At 56.2% G+C, this 25,633-nt stretch carries 23 protein-coding genes; 11 read left to right on the top strand and 12 right to left on the bottom strand.

Going from position 1 to position 25,633, the window contains the following annotated elements:
• Positions 1-28 precede the first annotated feature (28 nt).
• The 7 genes from ACUN9X_RS08105 to ACUN9X_RS08075 all read left to right on the top strand — a co-directional run bounded on the left by ACUN9X_RS08105 (position 29) and on the right by ACUN9X_RS08075 (position 6,374).
• Positions 29-1,324, top strand: coding sequence for an NCS2 family permease (locus ACUN9X_RS08105; protein ID WP_260036024.1), 1,296 nt, complete (start codon positions 29-31; stop codon positions 1,322-1,324).
• Between the two features lie 67 nt (positions 1,325-1,391).
• Positions 1,392-1,934, top strand: coding sequence for an adenine phosphoribosyltransferase (locus ACUN9X_RS08100; RefSeq protein ID WP_260036025.1), 543 nt, complete (start codon positions 1,392-1,394; stop codon positions 1,932-1,934).
• Between the two features lie 56 nt (positions 1,935-1,990).
• Positions 1,991-2,656, top strand: coding sequence for a fumarylacetoacetate hydrolase family protein (locus ACUN9X_RS08095; protein ID WP_260036026.1), 666 nt, complete (start codon positions 1,991-1,993; stop codon positions 2,654-2,656).
• A 161-nt stretch (positions 2,657-2,817) separates the two neighbouring features.
• Positions 2,818-4,152, top strand: a complete 1,335-nt coding sequence (locus ACUN9X_RS08090) for an ABC1 kinase family protein (protein WP_260036027.1) — start codon at positions 2,818-2,820, stop codon at positions 4,150-4,152.
• A gap of 163 nt (positions 4,153-4,315) precedes the next feature.
• Complete coding sequence (locus tag ACUN9X_RS08085; RefSeq protein WP_445472731.1) at positions 4,316-4,846, top strand: ankyrin repeat domain-containing protein; 531 nt, start codon at positions 4,316-4,318, stop codon at positions 4,844-4,846.
• Between the two features lie 236 nt (positions 4,847-5,082).
• Positions 5,083-5,658, top strand: coding sequence for a sigma-70 family RNA polymerase sigma factor (locus ACUN9X_RS08080; protein ID WP_260036029.1), 576 nt, complete (start codon positions 5,083-5,085; stop codon positions 5,656-5,658).
• Positions 5,655-6,374 (top strand): anti-sigma factor, encoded by a 720-nt coding sequence (locus tag ACUN9X_RS08075; protein WP_445472730.1) that lies wholly within the window; start codon positions 5,655-5,657, stop codon positions 6,372-6,374. The genes ACUN9X_RS08080 and ACUN9X_RS08075 overlap by 4 nt, the downstream gene beginning before the upstream one ends.
• A 65-nt stretch (positions 6,375-6,439) precedes the next feature.
• Here the strand turns inward: ACUN9X_RS08075 and ACUN9X_RS08070 are convergent, their stop codons facing one another.
• Positions 6,440-8,470: a hypothetical protein gene (locus ACUN9X_RS08070; protein WP_445472729.1), complete on the bottom strand. Its 2,031-nt coding sequence runs from the start codon at positions 8,468-8,470 to the stop codon at positions 6,440-6,442.
• Between the two features lie 188 nt (positions 8,471-8,658).
• A complete protein-coding gene (locus tag ACUN9X_RS08065) occupies positions 8,659-8,940 on the bottom strand; it encodes a putative quinol monooxygenase (RefSeq protein WP_445472728.1) in 282 nt (93 codons plus the stop codon).
• Positions 8,941-9,271: 331 nt separating this feature from the next.
• Here ACUN9X_RS08065 and yghU point away from each other — a divergent pair, with 331 nt between their 5' ends.
• Positions 9,272-10,144 carry a glutathione-dependent disulfide-bond oxidoreductase gene (gene yghU, locus ACUN9X_RS08060; RefSeq protein WP_445472727.1) on the top strand — a complete coding sequence of 291 codons (873 nt, stop codon included), beginning with the start codon at positions 9,272-9,274 and terminating at the stop codon, positions 10,142-10,144.
• 67 nt (positions 10,145-10,211) lie between these two features.
• On the opposite strand, the gene ACUN9X_RS08055 is transcribed toward yghU, so the two are convergent.
• A complete protein-coding gene (locus tag ACUN9X_RS08055; protein ID WP_445472726.1) occupies positions 10,212-11,894 on the bottom strand; it encodes an AMP-binding protein in 1,683 nt (560 codons plus the stop codon).
• A 156-nt stretch (positions 11,895-12,050) separates the two neighbouring features.
• Here ACUN9X_RS08055 and ACUN9X_RS08050 point away from each other — a divergent pair, with 156 nt between their 5' ends.
• Positions 12,051-13,055 (top strand): AraC family transcriptional regulator, encoded by a 1,005-nt coding sequence (locus tag ACUN9X_RS08050; protein WP_260036035.1) that lies wholly within the window; start codon positions 12,051-12,053, stop codon positions 13,053-13,055.
• Between the two features lie 3 nt (positions 13,056-13,058).
• On the opposite strand, the gene ACUN9X_RS08045 is transcribed toward ACUN9X_RS08050, so the two are convergent.
• The 4 genes from ACUN9X_RS08045 to ACUN9X_RS08030 form a co-directional block, all read right to left on the bottom strand.
• Positions 13,059-14,240 (bottom strand): thiolase family protein, encoded by a 1,182-nt coding sequence (locus ACUN9X_RS08045; protein WP_445472725.1) that lies wholly within the window; start codon positions 14,238-14,240, stop codon positions 13,059-13,061.
• A 65-nt stretch (positions 14,241-14,305) separates the two neighbouring features.
• Complete coding sequence (locus ACUN9X_RS08040; RefSeq protein WP_260036038.1) at positions 14,306-15,451, bottom strand: acyl-CoA dehydrogenase family protein; 1,146 nt, start codon at positions 15,449-15,451, stop codon at positions 14,306-14,308.
• 23 nt (positions 15,452-15,474) lie between these two features.
• A complete protein-coding gene (locus ACUN9X_RS08035) occupies positions 15,475-16,236 on the bottom strand; it encodes an SDR family NAD(P)-dependent oxidoreductase (RefSeq protein WP_260036039.1) in 762 nt (253 codons plus the stop codon).
• A gap of 144 nt (positions 16,237-16,380) precedes the next feature.
• Positions 16,381-17,577, bottom strand: coding sequence for a Bcr/CflA family efflux MFS transporter (locus tag ACUN9X_RS08030; RefSeq protein ID WP_260036041.1), 1,197 nt, complete (start codon positions 17,575-17,577; stop codon positions 16,381-16,383).
• A gap of 318 nt (positions 17,578-17,895) precedes the next feature.
• On the opposite strand from ACUN9X_RS08030, the gene ACUN9X_RS08025 reads away from it, so the two are divergent.
• On the top strand, positions 17,896-19,950 hold the full coding sequence (locus tag ACUN9X_RS08025; RefSeq protein ID WP_445472724.1) for an acyltransferase family protein: 2,055 nt from the start codon (positions 17,896-17,898) through the stop codon (positions 19,948-19,950).
• Positions 19,951-20,033: 83 nt separating this feature from the next.
• Positions 20,034-20,696 carry a LysE family translocator gene (locus ACUN9X_RS08020; RefSeq protein ID WP_445472723.1) on the top strand — a complete coding sequence of 221 codons (663 nt, stop codon included), beginning with the start codon at positions 20,034-20,036 and terminating at the stop codon, positions 20,694-20,696.
• Here the strand turns inward: ACUN9X_RS08020 and ACUN9X_RS08015 are convergent.
• The 5 genes from ACUN9X_RS08015 to ACUN9X_RS07995 form a co-directional block, all read right to left on the bottom strand.
• Positions 20,682-21,539: an AraC family transcriptional regulator gene (locus tag ACUN9X_RS08015; protein WP_445472722.1), complete on the bottom strand. Its 858-nt coding sequence runs from the start codon at positions 21,537-21,539 to the stop codon at positions 20,682-20,684. The two genes, ACUN9X_RS08020 and ACUN9X_RS08015, sit on opposite strands and share 15 nt — an antisense overlap.
• A 205-nt stretch (positions 21,540-21,744) precedes the next feature.
• Positions 21,745-22,350 (bottom strand): hypothetical protein, encoded by a 606-nt coding sequence (locus ACUN9X_RS08010; RefSeq protein ID WP_445472721.1) that lies wholly within the window; start codon positions 22,348-22,350, stop codon positions 21,745-21,747.
• A gap of 59 nt (positions 22,351-22,409) precedes the next feature.
• Entirely contained in the window at positions 22,410-23,063 is a 654-nt protein-coding gene (locus tag ACUN9X_RS08005; protein WP_445472720.1) for a hypothetical protein, read from the bottom strand.
• A gap of 270 nt (positions 23,064-23,333) precedes the next feature.
• Complete coding sequence (locus tag ACUN9X_RS08000; RefSeq protein ID WP_445472719.1) at positions 23,334-24,026, bottom strand: SIR2 family NAD-dependent protein deacylase; 693 nt, start codon at positions 24,024-24,026, stop codon at positions 23,334-23,336.
• 178 nt (positions 24,027-24,204) lie between these two features.
• Complete coding sequence (locus tag ACUN9X_RS07995; RefSeq protein WP_445472718.1) at positions 24,205-25,596, bottom strand: FAD-binding oxidoreductase; 1,392 nt, start codon at positions 25,594-25,596, stop codon at positions 24,205-24,207.
• Positions 25,597-25,633 lie beyond the last annotated feature (37 nt).

The raw sequence follows: 25,633 nt of genomic DNA, 5'->3' as shown, positions 1-25,633 counted from the left end.
ACGCATTCACATTGCTCAAGGCTGACCCATGTTCGAAAAACTGTTCAAGCTGCAGGCACACGGCACCAATGTGCGCCGAGAAGTCATTGCCGGTTTTACCACTTTCCTGACCATGGCCTACATTATTGTGGTCAACCCCAGCATCCTGTCGGCTACCGGCATGGACTATGGTGCTGTGTTTGTCGCGACGTGTCTGGCGGCCACTATCGGCACCATGATCATGGGGTTGTGGGCCAATTACCCGATCGCACTGGCGCCGGGCATGGGGCTGAACGCCTTCTTCTCGTTCACCGTGGTCGGCAGTATGGGCTACAGCTGGCAGGTGGCGCTGGGCGCTGTGTTCCTGTCGGGTCTGATCTTCTTCCTGCTGAGCATTTTCCGCATCCGTGAATGGATTATCGACAGCATCCCCCTGTCATTGCGGTTCGGTATCTCGGCGGGTATCGGTTTCTTTCTGGCGCTGATTGCCTTCAAGAACGCCGGCGTGGTTGTCGACAACCCGGCCACGCTGGTCGGTCTGGGCGATCTCAAAACACCGGAAAGCCTGTTGTTTCTGGGCGGTTTCATCCTGATCTGTGCACTGTCTTATCGTCGCGTTACCGGCGCGGTGATGATTGGCATTATTGCCGTTACCGTCATCGCCATGATGATGGGGCTGGTTGAATACAAAGGCTTCTTTTCGGCGCCGCCAAGCCTGGCTCCCACATTTATGCAGCTGGATATCGCCGGCGCGCTGAATGTGGGCCTGCTCAGTATCGTGTTTGCATTTCTGTTTGTGGATCTGTTTGATACGTCCGGCACGCTTATCGGCGCTGCTCAACGCGGCGGTCTGCTGGATAAAGACGGCAAACTGCCACGGCTGGGCAGGGCCCTGATGTCGGATTCGGTCGCGACCATGTCCGGCGCGGCACTCGGTACCTCCACCACCACCAGCTATATCGAATCAACTGCCGGTATTTCTGCCGGTGGCCGGACCGGTTTGACGTCCGTCGTTGTGGCCCTGCTGTTTCTGGCCTGCTTGCTGCTATCCCCTATCGCCAGCATTATTCCGGCCTATGCAACGGCTCCGGCGCTGCTTTACGTGGCGGTACTGATGACCAGCGGCCTGAAACTGATTGACTGGGACGACATCACCGATGCCGCCCCTGCGGTCGTGACGGCGCTGATGATGCCGCTGACCTTCTCCATCGCCAACGGCATCGCGCTGGGCTTTATCACCTATGCCGTGCTCAAGGCGCTCAGCGGTCGCTGGTCTCACCTGAACGCCAGCATTGTAATTATCGCGGTCATCTTCATTCTGAAATTCATTTTCCTGGGCGAATGACAGCAACTGGTCACCACGTTATCACCGTCGTGACCGCCTCTTCCCCGTGATTCAAGCAGGCAAGACCATGGATTACTTCTCCGAAAGCATCAAAAAAGCCATTCGTACCGTGCCGGACTGGCCCAAGCCCGGCGTGCAGTTCCGTGATATCACCACGGTATTGCAGGATCGCACCGCGTTCCGGAAACTGATTGATGCCTTTGTGCACCGCTACCACGGCCACGAAATTGACGCCGTCGCGGCGGTTGACGCCCGGGGCTTCATCATTGGCTCGGCGCTGGCTTACGAGCTGAACGCCAGCCTCGTGCTGGTACGCAAGAAGGGCAAATTGCCCTTTGATACGCTGGTTGAAGACTACGAACTGGAATACGGCACAGCCTCGGTCGAACTGCATAAAGACGCTTTCAAGCCGGGTGACCGGGTTGTGCTGATCGATGATCTGATTGCCACTGGCGGCACCATGCTGGCGGCAACCCGGTTGATTCGTCGTATTGGTGCGGACATTATTGAAGTCGCGGCGATGATCGACCTGCCCGATCTGGGCGGCTCCGAAAAACTCAAAGCCGAGGGGCTGGAAGTCTATACTGTATGTTCGTTTGACGGCGATTAGACACGTGCCATCGCGCGTCCAGCCGTTTCTCACACATCCATTAAGGCAGGTGTAGCATGCTCCTCTACCATCATTGCTGGCACACCGGAAATGCGATTGATCTCCCGCTCGGCAAGATTGTATGTGTCGGGCGCAACTATGCAGCTCATGCCCGCGAGCTCAACAACCCGATTCCTGATGAGCCGCTGCTCTTCATTAAGCCGGCAACGGCGGCAGTGGCTTTCGAAGCACCGATCAAACTTCCTGAAAAGCTGGGGTCGGTGCATTTCGAAACCGAACTGGCGATACTGATCGATAAACCCCTTACCCATGCAACAGAAGCGAAGGTTCGCGAGGCCATCGCGGGCTACGGGCTGGCGCTGGACCTCACCCTGAGAGACGTCCAGAGCAAGCTCAAAGAAAAAGGCCAGCCATGGGAGCGGGCCAAGGGGTTTGATGGTTCCTGCCCGCTGACGCCCTTTGTGCCGGCGGAGAACTTTGATGACCACGACGACATCACCTTCTCTCTCGATATCGACGATGAACGCCAGCAGACAGGCACGACGCACGACATGCTGTTTCCGATGATAAGGCTGATCGCCCACATGAGCGAAAGCTTCACGCTGCTCCCCGGCGATGTCATTCTCACCGGCACACCCGAAGGTGTGGGCCCACTGGCATCCGGGCAGACGTTATTGCTGAAACTTGCCGATGAGCTTACTGTCGAAACCACGGTAGTCTGAATACCCGGCCTGGTCTGGGCCGGCGGTATATTCTGAATACAAAGCAATCAAAGCCCTTTTAGTCAGACCGGCTTTGTGGGCATAGTTGGCTTTCAGCGCCGCACATTCAAACCCGGCGCACCTTTTTCAGAACCAACGAGTTCAGAACCAACGAGCGCTTCATGGCTAAAAAACCAGTGACATCCCGCAGCGGCCGCTTTTTCAAGCTGGCCGGCATGACCGCATCCGTGGCCGGGCAATACGCCGGCCAGCGGGCCAGACGCCTGGTCGGGCGCCCCCAGGATGAAGCAGCAAAAAGCGAGAACTACACGCGCATGGCCGGCCAGATTGCCGACACCCTCGGGGAACTGAAAGGCGCGGTGATGAAGGTCGGTCAGATCGCATCACAAACCCAGGATTTTCTGCCCAAAGAGTTTTCTGATGCGCTTCAGAAACTTCAAAAAGAAGCGCCTCCAATGCCATTTGAGGTGATCGTCGGGCAAATTGAAGAGGAACTCGGCAAACCCCTGGGTGAGAGTTTCGAATACCTTCAGGAACAACCCTACGCTGCGGCGTCTATCGGCCAAGTCCACCGGGCACGGCTTCACACTGGCCAGGATGTGATCGTCAAAGTCCAGTACCCCGGCGTGGACAAGTCCTGCGATTCCGACCTGCGCCAATTACGCACAGCGCTGAGGCTCGGCGGATTGCTGAAGATGCCGAAAGAAAGCGTCGACCAACTGTTCGGCGAGATCCGTGAGCGCCTCCATGAGGAGCTGGACTACGAAAACGAAGCCCGTAACATCGTTCTGTTCCGGGACTTTCACGCCGACGACCCCTACGTTGTTATCCCCGACGTGATCGCCAGCCACTCGACACGGCGGGTGCTGACCATGGAACTGGTCGAAGGTGACCACATCAGCGAAGTGACTGCCGAGGCGTATGATCAGGCCACCGTCAATGCGATCGGCCACCGTATTTTCACCACCATGGCGGATCAGTTGTTCCGCTTCCAGTGTATCCACGGGGACCCACACGCCGGCAACTTTGCATTTCGCCCGGACGGTTCTCTGGTCATGTACGACTTCGGCTGCGTCAAAAAGCTGAAGCCCGGGATCGTCGATGCCTACCGTAAAGCGCTTATGGCGGCACTGGATGAAGACTACGAGGCACTCGACAAACACCTGATCGACCTTGGCGCACGGGTCGAGTCAAAACCCGCTATCGAAGAGGCTTATTACGCCATGTGGCGGGACATTCTGATCACGCCCTTTGTGACCGATCAGCCTTATGATTTCATGGCATCCGATATCCACAAGGATGTGGCGGCCAAAACCCCCACGGTGTTCAAATATCTGGATTCCTTCAAACCACCGGTGGAAAGTATTTTCATCGACCGGATGATCGCCGGGCATTACTGGATGATGAAACGGCTCGGGGTTCAGGCTGCATTCCGTGATGAACTGGTGCAATACCTCGGCGAGTCGCATCGCACCAGCCAAAATCAAAGCGGATAGAAGGGCCAATAATTATTCTGCTGCCCTCATCATTTGCTATTCATTTGCAATCATTGCCCTTAAACCGTTTCATAGGGGGAACACTCGGCACAGAGACCTATTCTCTGTGACAGATGCCCGCTTACTGTTGCGGCACTCACAACAGCGCTGATGGAGATCTGCCATGACAAACGCATCCCCCGGCACACCCGGGCAGCCCGAAAACCAGATGGACGAAGATGCCATCGCCTTTGCTCAAGGTATTTTTGAGCTGGCGCGTAATGGCGGGACCAAACTGCTGGACCCCCTGCTCACCGCAGGTGTGCCCATCAATATGCGCACCAGTAAAGGTGACACGCTGCTGATGCTGGCCTGCTACAACGGCCATGAAGAAACCGCCAGAATGCTTCTCGAACGCGGCGCCGATCCGGATATTGAAAACGACAACATGCAAACCCCACTGGCGGGTGTTGTGTACAAAGGCGAGATGGGAATTGTTGATCTGTTGCTGGATCATGATGCGAAAGTGGATGGCCGCCCGGAAGGCGCCAAAACACCACTAATGTACGCTGCAATGTTCAACCGCCCCGAGATGGTAAAAAAGCTGCTTGAATGCGGGGCTGATATCAACGCTCAGGATGCCGACGGCAACACCGCTTTGTCGCTCGCAACGGCGATGGGGTCCACTGAGGTGCTCGAACTGATTCAGCAATAGCGTCCGGGCGTTCATCGCTATTCATTTATTATCAAGAGTGAGAGTTGAGGTTCATTGTGATCCTCCTTTCACTCGGCCTGCCAAACCGTCCGATATTCTGGCGGCAGTTCACCCGGGAAGATTGATACAGCCTATTTTTCTGCCTCCGAACCCGGAGGTGAAACGTACTCGGTAACAGACGTCGTACGCCAGAACGGAACAGATCAAAAACAACGACCCGGAAGGTCATAAAGCGGATGGGTGGGAAAAGCGTGGCAATGGAAACCGATACGTTTGATTACGAAGCCTGCATACGTGCCTGTGCTTCCAGAAATAAAAAGGCTTTGCGCGATTTGTACCTTGAGGAAGGCAATCGCCTCATGGGCGTTGTTTTCAATATTGTGAAAAACCGCTCCACCGCCGAAGATCTGATCCACGATCTGTTTCTGAAGATCTGGCAGAAGGCCCATACCTTCGATCCATCCAGGGGCAATGGGCGAAGCTGGATCTACTCTATCGCCCGACATCTCGCGCTTGATTCGATCCGGTTCTCGAAACGCCAGGTGACTCAGGATTTTCCTATCGACGATATCCCTGACACCCGCGATAGTGGCTGGTACGAGAGAGTCAACTCAACACACTGGGGCATGGGAAATCACCGGATACAGGACTGCATCATGGCACTGGAGCCCGAGCGTCGATCCTGTATTTACCACGCCTATGTCAACGGCTACTCACAGAGCGAAATCAGTGATCTGCTAGGTGCTCCGCTGGGCAGTGTGAAGTCATGGATCAAGCGTAGTCTGCTGGCTTTACGGGAGTGCCTCGGATGACTGACAGAATCAATGATGTGCCGCCGTTTGAGCTGGCCGGCGAGTATGTGCTGGGCACGCTGGCTGAAGCTGAACGCAGAGCGGTTATTGAGCGTCTGGAATCCGACCCGGAACTGGCGGAACTGGTCGTCTATTGGGAAAACAGACTGGTGCCTTTATGCGACACCGTCGATCCTCTGCCGCTTCCGGATACAGTATGGAACCGCATAGATGACAGTGTGACCTCCGAACAGACGTCAGCTCGCCCTGCAACCGAAGCCAAACCACAGCGCCAACAGGCAAGCTGGTGGCACAACCTGGCCTTGTGGCGCGGCCTGACGGCTGCGGGCTTTGCAATGGCGCTGATGTTCGGCGTCGCACTTGTCATCCAGCAGCCGCAAACAAGCTACATGGTGGTGCTGGCAACGCCTGACGGCCACGCGCCCGGATGGGTTGTAAAGGCCAGCAATCGCCGCTCACTGAAGCTCCAGGCGTTGGGCAGCTTTGAAGTGCCCGAAGGCAAGGCTCTGGAATTCTGGACCAAGGCGGATGACTGGAAGGGGCCTGTGTCGCTCGGGCTTGTAAAACCCGGACAGACGCTGGAGATCAATCTGGATCAGTTGCCGCCGCTTGAAGACAACCAGCTGTTCGAAATTACATTGGAAGATGAAGCCGGCTCCCCCATCGGTCGCCCCACCGGGCCAATCGAATATATCGGGCGCGCCGTGCCCTTCTGATCGACAACACGCTGAACGAAGAACGCCCGGACATCTGCCGGGCGTTCTTCGTTTCGGTGAGGGATTTATTCAGGCATCAGCACGATGGACTCCGGAGCCGTCGCCGCTACGCTATCACTAGGCGCAACGTTGCCAATCATGGCCGCATCGGTGAGGAAGTTCTTCCACACCTGGATCTGACCATTGATCTTCTCGGCCACGTACAGGTCCTGGCCATCAAACGCGATATCGACCGGATTACCCAGCCCTGTCAGGTCGGAGCCGTCACCCGGGTTGGCAATTCGCTTGCCAACATTGGTCACGCCATTGGCCGTCGATGCCGCGGGAATAGTCTCAAGCGCCCCGTCGTTATCCACACCACCTGCGCCAACATCCGCCAGAATCAACGTGTCAGACGACTGGTCGTAACGGATGCCGTGAAGGTTCGTAGGCGCCGCGAAAGGCGTTCCTCCTGAAGCCGGCGTAATCGTACGATCGATACCCCCTGCCCCCATGTCCTGGGAGAAATCATCATAGACTGCCACGGTGCCATTGGTCAGCGCCACGTACAGCGTATCGCCTGACGGGTCATAGTCAGAATCCCAGGGCGCCACACCACCGGTGCTGACAGTAACAGGTGCCGCGTTGCCGCTGGCACAGGCGCTGAACACCAGAACCTCCGCGCCACCATTTTCCGCCACTATCATCAGGCCAAGATCATCCGCCAACTCAATACCCTTGGGCGACATCAAGCGGGTAGCCGCGCCAGTGATGATGCGATCACGGTTTGCGTCAAAATTATCACGTGCACCGAGCGCACCAATCACCGCGATACCGCTGTTGGCTGTGGTGCCGTCATCGAAGGTGATATAAGCGTTGCCGTCGCGATCAAGCGTGACGTTTTCAGCACTCGCGAGGTTTGAATCGAACGCCAGTGCAGGGGCCGAGGCCAGTGTGCGGGCGTTGGTGAACAGCTGGCCAGATGTGGCCGAGCCGGTTGCGGGATTGCTCGTAGTCAACACCTTGTACACAGTGGCCGGATCGACAATATCCGTAACGCCTGGAGCTGGGTCAGCTTCCGGCACAACAGCCAGTGACTCGGGCGCTGGCGTATCCAGGATCAGATCCGCCGCAACATCGCCGCCGCTCCGGCTGAAGATATTCTGGTAAACGAGTACAGCGCCACCGCCGTTGGCTTTTTCGGCAACCCGAAGATCAGTGCCGTCCAACTGCAGGTCAACCGGATTGCCAAGGCGTGTGTTGGGGCCCTTGAAAGTGGTCGCTGCAGTAATCTGGCCATCCGCGGAGCTGGCGTTGTCGATAACATAGAGTTTGCCGTCGTCAGCAGAACCGGCCGCGCCAACATCGCCAATGACCAGACGATCACCCTGGGCGTCATAATCAATACCGTGCAGGTTCACCGAGGCCTCGCCATCGCCATCAACCACCGTGAAGGTACGGTTCGCTCCACCGACACCACGGTTTGCGGCAAAGGCATCAAACACTGCAACGGATCCGTCAACCTGAGCGACGAAAAGGCGATCTGACGCATCATCGTAAACCAGATCCCAGGCATTGGCCGCGAGTGCCACGGTCGCCACCGGTGCAACATTTCCCGAGGCCGAAGCGCCCATCAAGAGCAAGGTACTGGCACCATTATTGGCGACTACGACAAGGCCTTCGCTGGCAATGGTCGCGATGCCTTTAGGACTGGCGAAGGTGGTGTTGGCGCCGGCAATTTCGTAGCTGGCGTCTCCTGTCATACGCGTGGCCGCATTACAGGCGGTCACCAGATTACCGGTGCTGCCAAGATCTCCGGCCTGTACAAGACCACCCGCTTTATTTACCAACAGTCCCTCGTTAGCGCCGGTGGTATAGGTATTCAGCAGACCAAGATCCTCATCCCGTACCCGCACATTGGTATCAGTCGAACTGTTGCTGGCTACAAAGACAGTCGCCGGGGTGAAGTCAGGCGCGCCGCCCGTTACCGGGCCATCATTATCGTTATCATCGTCCGAACCACAGCCGGAAAGCCCCACAATCAAGCCGGAAACCGACAGTGCGAGCAGTGTCTTCTTCGGCCATTTTCCCTGTTCTGAAAGGTGGTTAGGTTTCATAGCGTCATCCTCGAAATATTGTTATGGATCCGAGCTGGCGATATCCCGCCAGCTCGGGCTCTCGAGGGGACTACTCAGAAGTACTCAAATCGGAGGCAGTTATTTTAAATAAAGTAAAAACATCACATGGCAGAAAACAAGTTTTCGCGCCCACTCGGGTTTACCGGTGAGCACACGGCGCTACCGTTTCAGCCTTTCAGCGTGAACTGTTTGATATCAGGCCGACCCGCCAGCAAGCCCTTGAGACCGGCGCCCAGTTCCTTCAGGTGCTCGCGATGCTCGGCAAGGGCATCCTCATCTGTGTATTGCTCGTAGATCAGTACCGTGTCCGCATCATCAACAGACTGGTGCACCAGATAGCAATGGTTGCCCGCTTCCTTCTCTACTTCCACGGCGATTTTTGTCATCGCGTCAGCTAACGCGTCACCATTGCCTGGCGTTGCGGTCATCATTGCGGTAATCACGATCATGGACGGTCTCCGGTTACTGGATTTAAGGGAACAACATCGTCGCACAGGCTATTAACACGCGCCAGGAAGACCTGATCGTCTCCTGCCCAACTACTGCGATCCCTTGCGCCGCAAGCCTTGCAGGTACATACCCTTAGGTTGTTAACAACGTTATCCACTGGATTTGTGGACAACCTGTGGTCACAGAAACAGCAACCTGCTGAACAAGTAACCGATTTCGGTTCGATGTACGTATGTTTCCCAGCCTTGCTAATCGTAATCAACACCCTACCTTGTACAGAGGCCAATGAAATTGGCAACATGATTGTTTCATCACAACCGGAGCCTGACGATGACCGACGACACCTACACGCCACCAAAAGTCTGGAAATGGGATTCTGAAAGCGGCGGCAAGTTTGCAAGCATCAACCGCCCGATAGCCGGCCCGACCCACGACAAGGCGCTCTCGGTAGGTAAACATCCGCTGCAGCTTTATTCTCTGGCAACACCCAATGGCGTCAAGGTCACGGTCATGCTGGAAGAGCTGCTGGAAAGCGGCATCAGCGATGCAGAATATGATGCATATCTGGTGAACATTTCAGACGGTGAGCAGTTTGGCAGCGGGTTTGTTGAAGTGAACCCGAACTCCAAAATCCCGGCAATGGTCGATTACAGCCAGAATCCGCCGCAACGTATCTTCGAGTCCGGTTCGATTCTGCTTTATCTGGCGGAAAAGTTCGGGGCATTTATCCCCAAGGATATCGCCGGGCGAACAGAGTGTCTGTCATGGCTGTTCTGGCAGATGGGTAGCGCCCCCATGCTGGGCGGTGGCTTCGGTCATTTCTATGCCTACGCACCGGAAAAATACGAGTACCCGATTAACCGCTACGCCATGGAAGTGAAGCGACAGCTTGATGTGCTTGACCGCCAACTGGCAAACAACCAGTACATTGCCGGGGACGAATACACGATTGCCGACATGGCGATCTGGCCCTGGTACGGCGCACTGGTGCTCAACCGCGTGTATGACGCAGCCGAGTTCCTCGAAGCTCACACCTACACTCACGTGGTGCGCTGGGCCAAAGCCATTGATGAGCGGCCGGCCGTTCAACGCGGACGCATGGTCAACCGGGCCTGGGGCGAGCCTAATGAACAACTTCGCGAACGCCACGATGCCAGTGACTTCGAGCTGAAAACCCAGGACAAGATCGATCCGGAAGGCTGATCTTCGACTTCGGATCGTCAAACTAAAAAGGGCCGCATAAGCGGCCCTTTTTTACAGTGCGTCCAGATTACGCTGAAGCCGCTGTCTGTACCTCTTCCTCCGCCTGCTTGCGCAGCAGAAACCGCTGAATCTTGCCGCTGGACGTTTTCGGTAGCTCGTCCACAAACTCAATCTCACGCGGATAGGAGTGCGTCGATAAGCGTGTGCGCACATGCTGCCGCAACTGCTCTGCCAGATCATCCACACCATCGTAATCCGGATGGGTGACAACAAACGCTTTGACGATGGTGCCGCGCTTTTCGTCCGGTTTACCTACTACGGCGCTCTCAATCACCGACGGGTGTTCCAACAATGAACTTTCCACTTCGGCAGGGCCAATCCGGTAGCCGGCTGAGGCAATGATGTCGTCATCCCGACCGGTGTACGAATGCGAGCCGTCGCCATTGCTGACCACCATGTCGCCTGTCAGGTAGTACCTGCCGTGGAATGGCATCTTTTCATTCCAGGTGTAGCCCTGGAAAAAGTGAAGCGGTGAATTCTCCATATCAACCGCCAGCTCACCGGTTTCACCCGCCGCGACTTCGTTGAACTCGGCATCCAGCGCCACCAGCCGGTAACCGGGAATCTGGTAACCCATGCTGGCATCGCGATGCGGATGTCCCAGCTCGTGGAAATTGGCGGAGGTCATGCCGGTTTCGGTCTGGCCGTAGTGATCGCAGACACGGCATTCAAAGGCTCGCTGCACCCAGCTGATCACTTCCGGATTAAGCGGTTCACCGGCACTGCTGGCGACGCGGAGGCTGATCCCGGGATAGTTGGCAATCAGTTTTTCATTGGCCTTGAGCAAGCGATAGGCCGTGGGTGCCGCTGCCAGGTTGGTGATATTGAATTTACGCAGAAATTCCAGCGTATTGTCTGCGGTAAATCCCGCTTCGTTGAAATGCGTTGTGCACCCAAGCAACAGCGGGCCGACAATGGCGTAATACAGTCCATAGGCCCAACCGGGATCAGCCACGTTCCAGAAGTTATCCGTCTGGCGCAGCCCCACGGCGTAGCGCATATACATCCAGAAGGCAGGCAGTGCCTTCGCGGGTACCGCAACACCTTTTGCCTTGCCGGTAGTGCCTGAAGTGAACATTTGCAGGAACGGGTCCGCTGCACCGATTTTTACCGGTTCAAATTCGCTCGACTGAGCCGCCAGCGTGGATTCGAACAGATGATCTGCCTGAGCGCCCAGTGGATCATCAGCCTCGGCCACCAGCATGGTCGCCGGCACGTTCGTTACATCTGCCAGCTTGGCCCACTGTTCGGTATTGGTCACCACCAGGCGTGTGTTGGCTTTGCCAAACCGGTACTCAATGGCACCAGAGCCAAAAGCCGTGAACAACGGCTGATAAACCGCACCGGCACGGAGTGTGCCCAGAACGCAAATCAGCAATTCCGGGGTGCGGGGCAACAGGCACGCTACCCGATCGCCCTTGCCGATGCCCTGCGACGACAGGAAATTGGCAAACTGGGCTGACCGGCGTTTCAGTTCGGCGAAAGTCATCTCACCGGTACGCCCATCTGCCCGGGCGTAGCGCAAACCCACCCACTCGGGATCGGCCGCATGACGGTCACAGATCTCTTCGCAGACATTGAGGCCTTCGTTAAAATCACCGGTGAAATTCTGTAAGATCGAATCCACCGAAAAGTTTTTCACAAAGTCGTCGTAGCTTGTCTCGTTCGAAGACGAATTGGTTTCGTTCATAGATCAGCCTGTTGAATTTGTTTTAATGACGTATTGGCGAAGCTCTCTCGCCGTCACCTTTGAAACGGCGTTTGAATCAGGTTAAGCAAACGGCTTATAGAACAGAATGACCGTAATCGGCAGATAACTTGACAAGTTTTGCAACCGGCAGCGCACATGAAAAACCTGACGTTCTCCTCGCACTACGCCCGCTCCATTCTCCATGGCCTGGAGAAAAACGGCTGCGCTGCCGACGACCTGCTGATTCGCCGGGGTATTGATCCCGACGTGATACGTCAGCCCAAGGCGCGGGTGCCGACAGACCAGTTCATTCGACTGTTCCGGCTGGCCTGGAAGGAGTTGGACGACGAGTTTATGGGGCGCACCACCCTGCCGTGCCGGGTCGGCCACTTTCATCTGATGGGGTCGCTGGTGATTCATTGCGACAACCTGGAGCAGGTGATTCGCCAGAGCATCCGCTGCTACACGCTGTTTTCGGACGATATCCGGATTGAACTGGACACCACCGGCGATGAGGCGGAACTCAGCCTGACCCATCGACGCCCGGAACTGGACCCGGACAATTTTCTGGTGGAATGGCTACTGCTCGTCTGGCATCGGCTCGTGGGCTGGCTGATTGGCCGGAAAATCGTGCTGAGTCACGCCACCTTTACCCATTCCCTGCCGCAGCATTTTGACGAATACCGGTTCGTCTTTCCCTGCCAGTGCCATTTTGACGAGCAGCGCAACAGCCTTTTTTTCAGCAAGAACTACCTGACCATGCCGGTCACCCGAAGCGAAGCGGAACTGGATGAGTTTATCGAAAGCTCACCGCGCGACCTGTTGATCTGGACCGACGAGGACAACAGCACCACCACTCAGGTAAGGCAGCTGCTGGAAAATTCGGAAGAGAGCAAGTTGCCCAATCTGGACTGGATATCCGAGCAGCTTCACATGACCTCCTACACCCTGTGCCGGAAGCTGAAAGCGGAAGGTAGCTCGTACCAGAAGATCAAAGACAATCTGCGGCGGGATCAGGCAGTGATTATGCTGACCCGGCAGAATCTGACAGTGGCGGAAATTTCAACACACCTCGGTTTTGCCGAGCCCGGCGCCTTCTCCCGTGCGTTTAAACACTGGACCGGGCTTAGCCCGCTGGCGTATCGCCAGCAGGATCATTGAGCGTTACAGAAGCTCAACGGCAACCGCAGTGCCTTCACCGCCACCAATACACAGTGACGCCACACCTCGCTTGAGGCCCCGTTCCTGCAGTGCGTTGATCAGCGTGACCAGAATACGTGAACCGGATGAGCCAATCGGATGCCCCAGTGCACAGGCGCCGCCGTAGACATTGACCTTCTCTTCATCCAGTCCCAGTTGCTGAATCGCCAATAGCGAAACCACAGCAAAGGCCTCGTTGATCTCGAACAGGTCCACATCATCTTTCGACCAACCGGCCCTGTTGAGCACTTTCTCGATCGCGCCAATCGGTGCCAGGGTGAACTCCGCAGGCAGACGGGCATGGGTTGCGTGAGCCACGATGCGTGCCAGAGGCTTCAACCCGCGCTCTCCGGCTTCCGCTTCCGTTGTCAGCACCAGCGCCGAGGCACCGTCGCTGATGGAACTGGCGTTGGCCGCCGTCACCGTGCCGTCTTTGCTGAAGGCCGGCTTGAGAGTCGGAATTTTATCGGGGCGGGCATTGCCCGGTTGTTCGTCTGTATCGACAACGGTATCGCCACCGCGCCCGGGAACAGTGACCGGAACAATCTCTTTGGCGAACCAGCCGTTTTTGATCGCTTCAAGTGAGCGATTGAGCGATTGGATGGCAAAAGCATCCATGGTTTCCCGATCAATCTTGTACTCATCAGCACTGCGCTGGGCAAACACGCCCATCAGGCCACCTTCATAGGCATCTTCCAGGCCGTCGAGGAACATTGAGTCCATCACCTGCCCGTGCCCCATGCGCATACCGCCGCGCGCCTTGGGCAGCAGGTACGGAGCCTGGCTCATGTTCTCCATGCCGCCGGCGATCATGATCTTGTTAGTGCCTGCCTTGATCTGGTCGTGGGCCATGATCACCGCCTGCATGCCGGAGCCGCACATCTTGTTCACAGTGGTGCAGCCAGATGCGTCCGGAATACCTGCGGCTCTCGACGCCTGACGTGCAGGCGCCTGCCCCAGACCGGCGGGCAATACGCAGCCCATGACCACTTCATTGATATCAGCCGGCTTCAACCCTGAACGCTCGATCGCAGCCTTGATGGAAACCGCGCCCAGCTCAGGGGAACGCACTGAACTCAATGACCCGAGCATACCGCCCATGGGTGTACGGGCCGCGCCCGCGATAACAACAGCATTGTCAGACATAATCTGTTCTCCCCGGATAGTCGCGCGACAAACGCGCTATCCTCTGTTCAGTAAAAATAATCGCGTTACCGGCCCAGCAATGAGCGAGCGATCACCTCTTTCATGACTTCTGATGTGCCGCCGTATATCCGCTGCACCCGGGCATCGGTGAACGCGCGGGAAATCGGATATTCCGTGGTGTAGCCGTAGCCACCGAACAGTTGCAGGCAGCCGTCAGCCACTCTGCACTGCATTTCAGTGGCGCTGTATTTGGCCATTGAGGCGGTGGCTGCATCCAGCTCGCCGCGCTCGTATTCAGCGATGCACTGATCCACGAAGGCCTTGTTGATGCGGTAGTCGGTTTCCATCTCGGCGATGCGGAAGCGGGTGTTCTGGAGCTGCTTCAGTTTCTGGCCGAACAACTCGCGCTCATCCACATAACTGAACGTCAGATCCAGCGCTCCGCGCGCGGCTGCGACGCCAATGGCGCCTATCACCAATCGCTCCCGCGGCAATTCCTGCATCAGGTAGGCAAAGCCTTTACCTTCTTCTCCCAACAATGCAGATTTGGGAATGCGCATGTCGGAGAAAAACAGTTCGGATGTGTCGCCACAGTGCTGGCCTATCTTGTCGAGGTTACGGCCGACGCTGAAGCCTTCCAGCGAAGTGTCCACCAGAAACAGGCTGATACCACGGGCACCGGCACTGGGATCGGTCTTGGCCGCGACAATCACCATATCGGCATGCTGGCCGTTGGTAATAAAAGTCTTGGACCCATTAAGGATATAGTCATCGCCGTCGGCTACTGCACTGGTGCGCATGGCCTGCAGGTCACTGCCGGCGCCGGGTTCGGTCATGGCGATGGCACCTACTGCTTCGCCGGACACCATCTTCGGCAGCCACTGCTGCTTCTGCTCGTCATTACCCAAGTGGCTCAGATAGGGCGCAACGATATCCGAGTGAACCATTACATTGGTGGCCAGTGCACCAAAGCCCATCCGCGCCAGCTCGGCGCCAACAACGACCGAATAGTTGAACGGCGCATCGCAACCGCCGTTCTCTTCGGCAACGTCAACACACAACATGCCCGCATCACCCAGGGTGTTCCACAATTTGCGGGGCACAATGCCGTCCTCGTCCCATTGCTCGTAATGGGGGCGCACTTCAGCTTCCAGGGCCTTGACGACCATGTCGCGGAATAGTGCCAGCTCTTCAGAATCACGGTTACTCATAGTCTGTCTCCCGGTGACCGGCCTTATTTCGGCGCCATGCGTAATGCGCAATCCAGACGGATCACTTCGCCATTCAGAATCGGGTTCTTCACCATCTGCTCAACCAACATGCCGAACTCCGCCGGCTTGCCCAGCCGCTGCGGGAATGGCAATGTCGCCGCCAGACTGTCCTGAACGTTCTGGGGCATGCCTTCCATCATCGGCGTCATAAACAGACCCGGCGCAATAGTGTTGACGCGGATGCCCTGACGGGCCAGTTCACGAGCGGCCTGCAGCGTCATCGCCACAACCCCGCCTTTGGAGGCACTGTACGCCACCTGGCCGATCTGGCCTTCGTAAGCCGCAACGGATGCAGTAGAAACAATTATCCCACGCTCGCCATCAGCATTGGGCTCGCGCTCAGCCATGTCTGCCGCAGCCAGACGCATGATGTTGAAGGTGCCGATCAGGTTGACCTGAATCACCTTGCTGAAACTATCCAGCGGCATCGGGCCTTCCTTGCCAAGGATCTTGGCGGCAGGCGCAATACCCGCACAGTTCACCGCGATTCCGCAGGGGCCGTGGGCTTCCCGCGCGGCAGCAAGCGCCGCTTCTGCGCTTTCGGCAGAGGACACATCGCAGCGCACGAAGATGCCGCCAATGTCAGCAGCAACCTGTTGGCCGCGCTCTTCGTTCAAATCGAGAATCGCAACCTTGCAACCTTCAGCCGCCAGCGCCCGGGCCGCGCCCTCACCCAGACCAGAGGCACCGCCGGTAACAATTGCGGGGACATTTTTGAATTCCATTGTTCACTCCTGTTATGGGCATATATCGACGTGCGTGCCGCAATGGCAGCACGCGAAAAAGACATAACCAGAGTGTGTCGCAGTCACGGCGGGGTAGCCATGACATATTCAGGCAGGATATTTGTTAAAAAATGCGGCGATTGATCAATTCGTCACAACGGCCGGTTGCCGAAGCGAGCGCAACATGAGGATCACACTCACCGCTGAGCATGCCGCCATTGCCAGCACGACCGCCAGCAAGGTATGCGGCAGGAATGCGGACAGCGCGCTGAGCGTGCCGGCGATACCGAACTGGGCAGCTCCCAGCAGAGCGGCTGCGGTGCCACCATTGGTAGGGAAATACTCCATAAAGCAGGCCTGAATATTGGGAGTGATAGCCCCCATCGCGCCGATGGCCATCATCATCGCAGCCAGGAAACCATACATCCCCCAATCCATTACCGTCGCCAGAATCAACAACAGCACACCCACGCCCTGGAGAGCCGTTGCCAGGCGCAACACCTGCAAAGACGTCAGCCGCGACAGCAGCGCCCGGTTGGTGAGATTCAGGCAGAACATGGCGACGATATTGGCGCCGAACAACAGGGCAAAGGCGTCTTCCGTTTGCTCAAAGTGGATCTGGTAGATAAAAGAGGCATAGGTGATAAACAGCATCATCATCGAGAAGGACCCCGCCTGCCACGCGATAAACGGCAAGGCCGGTTTGGTCCGCAGCACATTCAGATACCGCTGAAGCAAAGGGATGGGAGGCTGGGGTGCACCGCTTGATGCAGGCTTTTCGCGAAACACGGTCCGCATCAGCAGCGGCACGAGTGCAACAGCGTATACCGCCAGAAAGATGAAAATGATGCCCCAATGCCCCAGCTTGAGCAGCGCACTGCCAATACTGGGCGCAATACCGGGCGCTACCACCATAATCAGCCCGATCAACGAAAACAGCTTGGCTGCTTGCTGGCCGTGCACCCTGTCACGCACCAACGCCGGTACCGATACCAGCACCCAACCCGCGCCGATAGCCTGCAGTGCGCGCCCTCCGAGCAACACACTGAGGGTTTGAGTCTGGGACAGGATCAGACTCGCCACAACAAACACTCCCAGCCCGGCGAACAGGATGGGTTTACGGCCAAAACGGTCTGACAAGGCCCCACCGATCAACTGACCAAAAGCCAGAGCAAAGATGTACACCGACACACTCAGGGAGACCGACTGCATGTCGACACCCAAGGTCTGGGCGATTGCCGGAAACGCCGGCAGGTAGGTATCAACAGAGAAAGGCCCGAGCATAATGGTCGCGGCCAGCGCAAACACGAGACTCAGGGGAACTTGCGCACGATCACTCATCAGTATCAGCTTCCTGAGACAAAAATTAGCCAGCTAATATATCGGTGACCACCCATCGCTTCAATCGCGGATAGCACAGACTTGCCCGAGGCGATGATCTTTGTACAAAGTAAAATTCAGGCAGCAATATCCCCTGATTTGGCCGCCAATCACCGCAATTATTGCAAAATGGAAATCCAACAACCCGTCCAAAGGTTAGTCGACTCCGCCGCTCCCCGTTAACATCGTCTGGTTAATACACTGAACGATGCAGCTAACTATCTGAAAACAAGGTAGTTGCGCACTGAATCACACCCCATTCACAAGAAGGTAAGTGTTTTGGTCTACAGGGAAGAGATTGACGGACTAAGGGCCCTGGCAGTGTTGCCGGTTATCCTCTTTCACGCTGGTATCAGTGGTTTCAGCGGTGGTTACGTCGGGGTGGACATCTTTTTTGTGATCAGTGGCTATCTGATCACATCGATCATTCTTGAAGAACTCAAAAATGACAAATTTTCCATAGTCAGTTTTTACGAACGCAGGGCCCGCCGAATACTCCCTGCTCTCTCTGCGGTGCTACTGTTAACCACCATTGCCGCCTATATTCTGATGCCTGCGCCACTGCTGAAATCCTACGGCCAAAGCCTGGTATCGGTGGTGACATTTTCATCCAATGTTTTTTTCTATCTGACCAACGGCTACTTCTCGACAGCCTCGGATGAAAAGCCGCTGCTGCACACCTGGAGTCTCGCCGTGGAAGAGCAGTACTACCTGTTTTTCCCGGTGATGGTGTCGCTGCTGTGGGCCTGGGGCAAAAAATGGCTGATGGCGGTCATCGTCTTTATCGCCGCTGCGTCTCTTGGACTATCCCAGTACCTTGCATCCAAACAGGCAGTGGACGCCAACTTCTACCTGATCTTCAGCCGCGCCTGGGAGTTGTTCTTCGGTTCAATTATCGCCTTTTTGCCCTCACAGCGGGATGACGACAACAAAGCCGTTCTCAACAATGTGATGGGTTTGCTGGGGCTGGCTTTCATCGCCTATGCCATCGTGATGTTTGATCACAGCACGCCCTTCCCCAGCGTCTATACGCTACTTCCGGTGCTGGGTGCCTGCATGATCATCCAGTTCTGCAACGGTCGCAGCCTCGTGGGCAAACTGCTTTCAATACGCGTGTTCGTCTTTATCGGGCTGTTGTCATACTCCATGTATCTCTGGCACCAGCCGATCTTTGCCTTTATCCGCCTGAAAACCATTGGCGAACCGGGGCTTATGGTATTTGCCCTCGCCATCGCGGCCACTATCGTGCTGGCCTATATCAGCTGGAAGTACATTGAAGCGCCGTTCCGCAATAAACGGGCAATCCCACGAGCTGCGATCTTCCGCTATTCAGCTGTCGCGCTATCGCTGTTTATGGCGGCGGGCCTGGTGGGGCATTTCGACAACGGCATCAGCGAAAGGTTTGATCGACCGATTGATACGGCCTCGGCCGCCTTCAGCCCCAAGCGGGAGAAATGTCACACCAGCGGCGCGGATTATAAAGGGCCTGATGATGCCTGCCGGTACTTCAACGACAACGTAACCTGGGCCACGCTAGGCGACAGCCACACCGTGGAACCCGCTTATGCTCTCGCCAGGCGTTTGGATGAAACCGGTGAAGGGTTGGTGCAGATGAGTTTCAGCCACTGTCCGCCCGCACTCGATTTCGAGATCAAGGAGCCGGGTTGCACCCGGTGGCTGAATGATTCCGTGCAGTACCTCGAGCAACATGATGACATCAGGAATGTCGTCGTGGGATTCCGCCATAGCGCCTATCTTTTCGGCGATCAGCTCGACAGCTATCCGGAAGTGCCTGACGGAGATCCGATATTTGAAGTGGCCGGTCAGACAACGCTCGTCACGAACGCGGAAGCACGAAAACTGTATTGGCAAAGCTTTTCACAGCTGATTCACCGCCTGCTGGAAGCGGGCAAGAATGTATATGTTGTCTACCCGACACCTGAGTTACCGACTCATGTAGTGAAGGCGATGACGCCAGCGACGATTTTCGATGATGAGCCGACGCTGGATACGCGAAAAACCACAACGGAAAACTGGTATAAGGCACGCAACAGCGAAGCCTTGCGCCAACTGGCGACACTCCCGTATGGCACCAGGCTTCACGCTATCAAGCCTGAATCCATATTTTGCGAGCAGGGGTACTGCCCCGCCACAAAAGATGGCAAGGCCCTGTATTTTGACGATGACCATCTCAGCGTAACCGGTGGCGGTCTGGTGGCAGATGCCATCATCAGCGCCCAAGAACGCCTTGGCGACGGCCCTGATTTCAGTGGCCCCTTCCCGATTGTCGTGGATACCTCCCGCAAGGCGCGCAGCACAGCCAGTTTACTTTGACACTCACTGGCCCAATTTTTTATAGGGCCGCAGCTTGCAACCATGCGGGTCAGACGCTTCGAGATCCGCATGGCTGAGCAATTTTGTTCAATACCCATACCCGCCGACACCGTCAGACTGTCGCCTTTAACCAGACCCAAGGCTACTCAATGACCCTGTCGCTACTGCTTCCCATGTCGACCTTCGCCCTGGCGGCATCAATATCCCCCGGCCCGGTCAATCTGATCTGCCTGAGCAGCGGCGCGCGTTATCGTCCGGCTACTGGCCTTGTTTTTGTGAGTGGCGCGACCGTCGGTTTTATCGCGCTTTTTATCTCCGTTGGGCTTGGGCTTCACTCGCTACTGGCCGTGATCCCCGGCTTTAATCAGACGCTGGAACTGGCCGGCATTGGCTTCCTGCTCTACCTCAGCTACCGCCTGTTTTCGGATAACGGTCGCATTCCCGATAACCCGGACCACAAAGCGCCGGGTTTTATGACCGGTGCGCTGATGCAGTGGCTTAATCCCAAAGCCTGGCTCGCGTCGGCATCCGGCATCAGCGCCTACACAGCGGGCGCTGACATCCCGCAGATACTGGCGTTTGCTGCGATTTACGCTCCCATCTGCTGGTTGTCACTGGGAAGCTGGGTATTTGCGGGGGCATTTCTGAAGCGCTATGTCGAGCGCCCGGTTATTCTGCGCACGATCAACCGGCTACTGGCGATTCTGCTTGCTGCCAGTTGTCTGTGGCTGCTATTTGATCTCTGACGCCTGCCCTGTCAAAGGTGAGCGGTATTGGTGAGGCGTTGCGGCCACCAATCGTTTGAATACCCGCTGAAAATGCGGCTGATCAGCGAATCCGGCATTAAGTGCCGCCTCGGCGATGGGCGTGCCTCGTTTCAACTCTCGTTGTCCGACTTGCACTCTGCGGTTAATCAGATAGGCGTGGGGCGTAAGCCCGAAATACTGTTTGAATGCGCGGATCAGGTAGCCGGCGGAATACCCCGTACGCTGGCACAAATCATCCAGTGACAGGTCTTCAGTGCAGTGGGCATCAAGGTAGGTCGCCAGTTGCTGAAGCTTTTCGGGTGTATTGCCATCGGCCGGCGGGCGCCGGTCGGAGGCGCCGGAGATAGCAGGCAGCAAACCCGAGAGAAAACGAATCAGGCGGGACTGTTTGTCGATCAGCTCAGCGTTCGGGTTAAGCAAGCAGGCCGCCAGTTCACAAAAGCCGTTGAAGTATTGGGGAGTGGTCAGCAAGTCGCAGGGGATGTCTTGCCAGATCGCCTCACCGGTCAACCCCAGATCATATCGCAACTGCGCCAGCCATCCGGCATCCAGATACAGCATCAGATAAGCCCAGGGCTGATTGTCGATGGGGTTACAAGCATGCACGCATTCCGGGTTCATAAATACCAGCGTGCCGGTACTCACCTGATAACGACGATCACCGCAGACAAATGTGCTCTGCCCCCCAGTAATAGCCCCCATCGACCACTGGATATGGGTGTGCGGCTCATAGCACACCATCCGACCGTCCTCGACGCTTCGCAACTCAGCGTAAGGCATGCGCGGATCACGCCAGAAAACAGGTTTGGTAACTGGGGGCATTGAATCTCCAGGGCGTTGACGCAGTGACAACAGACCTCATATCAGTTATTTATGCGCAGATCGACAGCTGCCATCGAAACCCCGACACTGCGATCAGTTGCTCACCAGCGCATAATCCAGTTCGGTCGCCCGCTGATAAGCCTCGCGTGCACGGATGCGTTCCGCATACGCCTGGAATACCGGGCGTTTCTTGACAGTACCGAACTCAATAGTCTCTCGCCGGGTTTTCCGGAGGCGAATAGGTATTGTGCTTAAAATAATCCTCATTCAGCACCGTCACAACCTCCTCATAGAGCCCCGCAAACCGGCTTTCGGCGTCTGCAAGCACAGCTTTCAGTGCCGGATCCGGCTCTTCTTCCGACATAATCTGCGCCTGAAACTTCAACTGATCAAGCAAACCTGAGAGGGACAGCAACAATCGACGCTCAAACACATGCCCTGTTTTGCCGATCACCGGCGCCAGGTCCTTAAGATTCGCGCTGCTCTGCAGCTCACGCTTCTTGGCTTCCAGGTCAGGCAAGGGTTTCAGGTCGATTTTAATTGCGGGGAATTCTTCGGTAATGCGTTCCAGATCACGTGTTAACTTGGTGGCATAGTCCGAGATGTCGGTGACGGTCTTCTCTACCCGATCACTTTCGACCTTGGCATAGAGCAGTTTATCCATGTTCTGGATGCCGGATACGGCGTCGTACAGGAGGCTGTATCCCTCATTAAGCTCTTTGCGCTGAGCGGCAGTCGCCTGTTCATCCGCGTGCGACGTATCCGGGGTGGCGCACCCCTGCAACATTAACGCCGCCAAGAGGCAGACCATCACGCACCTTAAAGACGTGCTTCTGGACAGCAAGGTTAAATTCACGCTCCATACGCTGCTCATTGGGCCGTCTCCTTTTCGCCAGATGTTTGCCGGCGATTATCACTTTGCGACGCGTCGGCATAGGCATCGACTTTGAAAAAGCGCCGGTTAAGCACCCTGAACGTCTCCTCGTAGAGCGATTCCAGATGAGCATGGGCGTCATTCATAAACGCTGCCCGTTGCTCGCTATAGGGTTCCTCCGCCTCGGCAATGACCTGAGTCAGATGGCGCAGCGAGTTCAGTCCACCGGAAAGTGTCAGCAATAAGGTACGCTCAAAGTCGGGGCCGGTGCGCCCTACCAGCGGCGCAAAACTTTTGATCCGGGCCTTGGTTGCAGCAGTGACTGTTTTGCGTTCGATCGCCGGCAAAGGCTCCAGGTCCAGCCGAATTGCGGGATAGTCCTGGGCCAGTTGTTGTAGTCCTTGCGCCAGATAGCCCAGGTAGTCGGCAATGTCGTCCACTACCTGCTGAGTGTCATCACTTTCCAGCTTCACATCGAGCAACAAATCGGCATGACTCAGCGCGGACACATCGCCATAAAGCAGGCTGTAGCCTTCATTGAGGGCTTTCTGCTCAGCATTGGTCTGAGCCTGTGAAGACAAACTGATTAGCAGCATGCCAATCGCTAGCAAAGCGCTCCAGGCGACGCGCTTTGTTCCGGGTTTTAACATGAGATGGGCCTTGGTTGCACAAGCGTCACTCCGCGCTGTTTCAGGGGAGGCTTAAAGATCCAAACATTGTTTTCAGCCGCACAACCGCATCTGCGGCTTGTTAGCTGATAACAGGTTGGACAAAAATAGCAGAGATCACGCCATTCAGGATGCCTCTATGTTTATCGTTTTCAGCGCAATCCATAATTGGCTGCAGATGATTGCCAAGGTAGGTCGCATTTCCTCAAGCCAGATCTCTTTGTTTGTCCGCTATTCCTGAAATTCCTTAATCTACTGAGCCCTTGAGGGCATTGAAAGCAACCGAACCCACTCCAACACCCCTTCACTCGCTCCCTTACGAATCACCCGTGCACGGGACACATTTGCTTCACCGGGATCAATCACAGTAATGGGGACATGGCTTTCTACGAAGTCGACAAGCCCTGCGGCGGGATAAACCTGCAGCGAGGTGCCGACAATCAGCACGTGGTCGGCAGTGGCGACAGCTTCGGCGGCGGTTTCAATCATGGGGACGGCTTCGCCGAACCAGACGATATTGGGGCGGAGCTGGCTGCCATGTTCACACAGATCGCCCATTTCGATTTTGCCGTAGCCGATATCGTAGATGGCGTGTTCCAGCTTGGAGCTGCGGGCTTGTTTCAGTTGGCCGTGGAGGTGCACAACATGCGTCGAGCCCGCACGTTCGTGCAGATCGTCCACGTTCTGGGTGACGATGGTGATGCGGTAGTCTTTTTCCAGATCAGCCAGGGCCTTGTGGGCCGCGTTGGGCTGAGCACTTTCCAGTTGGCTGCGACGCTCGTTGTAGAAACGCAGAACGAGTTCCGGGTTGCGCTGGAAGGCCTCCGGTGTTGCAACATCGTAGACGTCGTGATTTTCCCAGAGTCCGCCGTTGTCACGGAAGGTTTTGAGGCCGCTTTCGGCACTCATACCCGCGCCGGTCAGTACCACAATATGATCGCGCATCTAAGGAACCTCTGATTAAGTCTGTGCTGAGCATGATCGTGCTTTTGGTCGACTTTAGCATTCTGAAGGCGCGCGGGGGGAACTGCTTGAGGCGAAAAAACGGTGAGCGGGGGATACGGAGCGAGATTCAAATAGCAGCCGGGCTGGTACCCGGCTGCCGTCAGGCAATACCCGGATGTCAGTCGAAAATCTTGCCGGGATTGATGATGCCGCTGGGATCAAACACCTGCTTGATGCCCCTGAGATAGGCGATCTCGGTTTCACTGCGAGTGTAGTGCAAATACGGCTTTTTGGTCATGCCAACGCCATGCTCTGCAGACACACTGCCCTGATAACGTTCGACAATCTCGAATACCCATTTATTGACCTGCTGACACTTCTCGAAGAAGTCTTCGTTGGCCATGCCTTCCGGCTTGAGTATGTTGAGGTGCAGGTTGCCGTCGCCGATGTGACCGAACCAGATAATCTCGAAATCCGGGTAGTGTTCATTCACCACCGCGTCGATTTCCTGCAGGAAGCCCGGCACTTTGGACACTACCACCGAAATATCATTCTTGTAGGGCGTGCGCGGTGCAATGGATTCGGAAATCCGCTCGCGAAGCTGCCACAGGTTGTTGGCCTGGGTCTCGCTCTGGCTGATAACACCATCCAATACCCATCCGCTCTCTACGCATTGCTCGAACAAGGTCATGGCGTCATCCATCACCTGATCGGATACCGCTTCAAATTCCAGCAGCGCATAGTAAGGCGCTTCGGTTTCAAATGGTGCCTGTACCTGACCGTGAGCGAGCACGTGTTGCATTGCTTCGTGAGAGAAGAATTCGTAAGCCGTCAGGTCAATCTGCTTCTGGAAGGTCTGCAGCACGTCCATGGTGTTTGTCAGATCGCCAAGACCCAGCACCAGAACGGTCAGGTTATCGGGCTTGCGGGTCAGCTTCATTGTGGCTTCAGTGATAAAACCCAACGTGCCCTCGGCGCCGATAAACAGGTGGCGCAGATCATAGCCGGTGTTGTTCTTTTCCAGATCTTTGTTCAGCTCCAGAATATCGCCCTTGCCGGTGACGACAGTTAAACCGGCCACCCAGTCGCGGCTCATGCCGTAGCGAATAACCTTGATGCCGCCGGCATTGGTGGACAGGTTGCCACCGAGTTGGCTGGAGCCCGCAGATGCGAAGTCGACCGGATAATATAGGTCGTTGTCTTCAGCAAAGGTTTGCAGCTGTTCGGTGATAACACCCGCCTGGCAGCGCACAGTGCGGTCGCTGGCGCTGAAATCAACGATTTGGTTCATGTAATCAAATGCCACCACCACTTCGCCATTTGCGGCCACAGCGCCCGCGCTCAAGCCGGTACGCCCGCCTGACGGCACCAGCGCCACCTGATTTTCATTGGCAAATTGAACCAGTGCCTGCACCTGTGCTGTGGTCTTGGGAAAAACAATTGCCACCGGGCTGGGCGCGTAGATCTTGGTCCAGTCCTTGCCGTAGTTATTGAGGTCGTCAGGGTCGGTCAGGACCTTGCCTTGATCCACAAGGGTCTTGAGTGCGGCAACAATCTGGTCGGCAGTCATGGAAATCACGGTCTCACAAATAGGTAGAGGGCGGCGT

The sequence above is a fragment of the Marinobacter sp. V032 genome (assembly GCF_052645435.1).
This window is presented reverse-complemented; position numbering and strand designations above follow the sequence as displayed.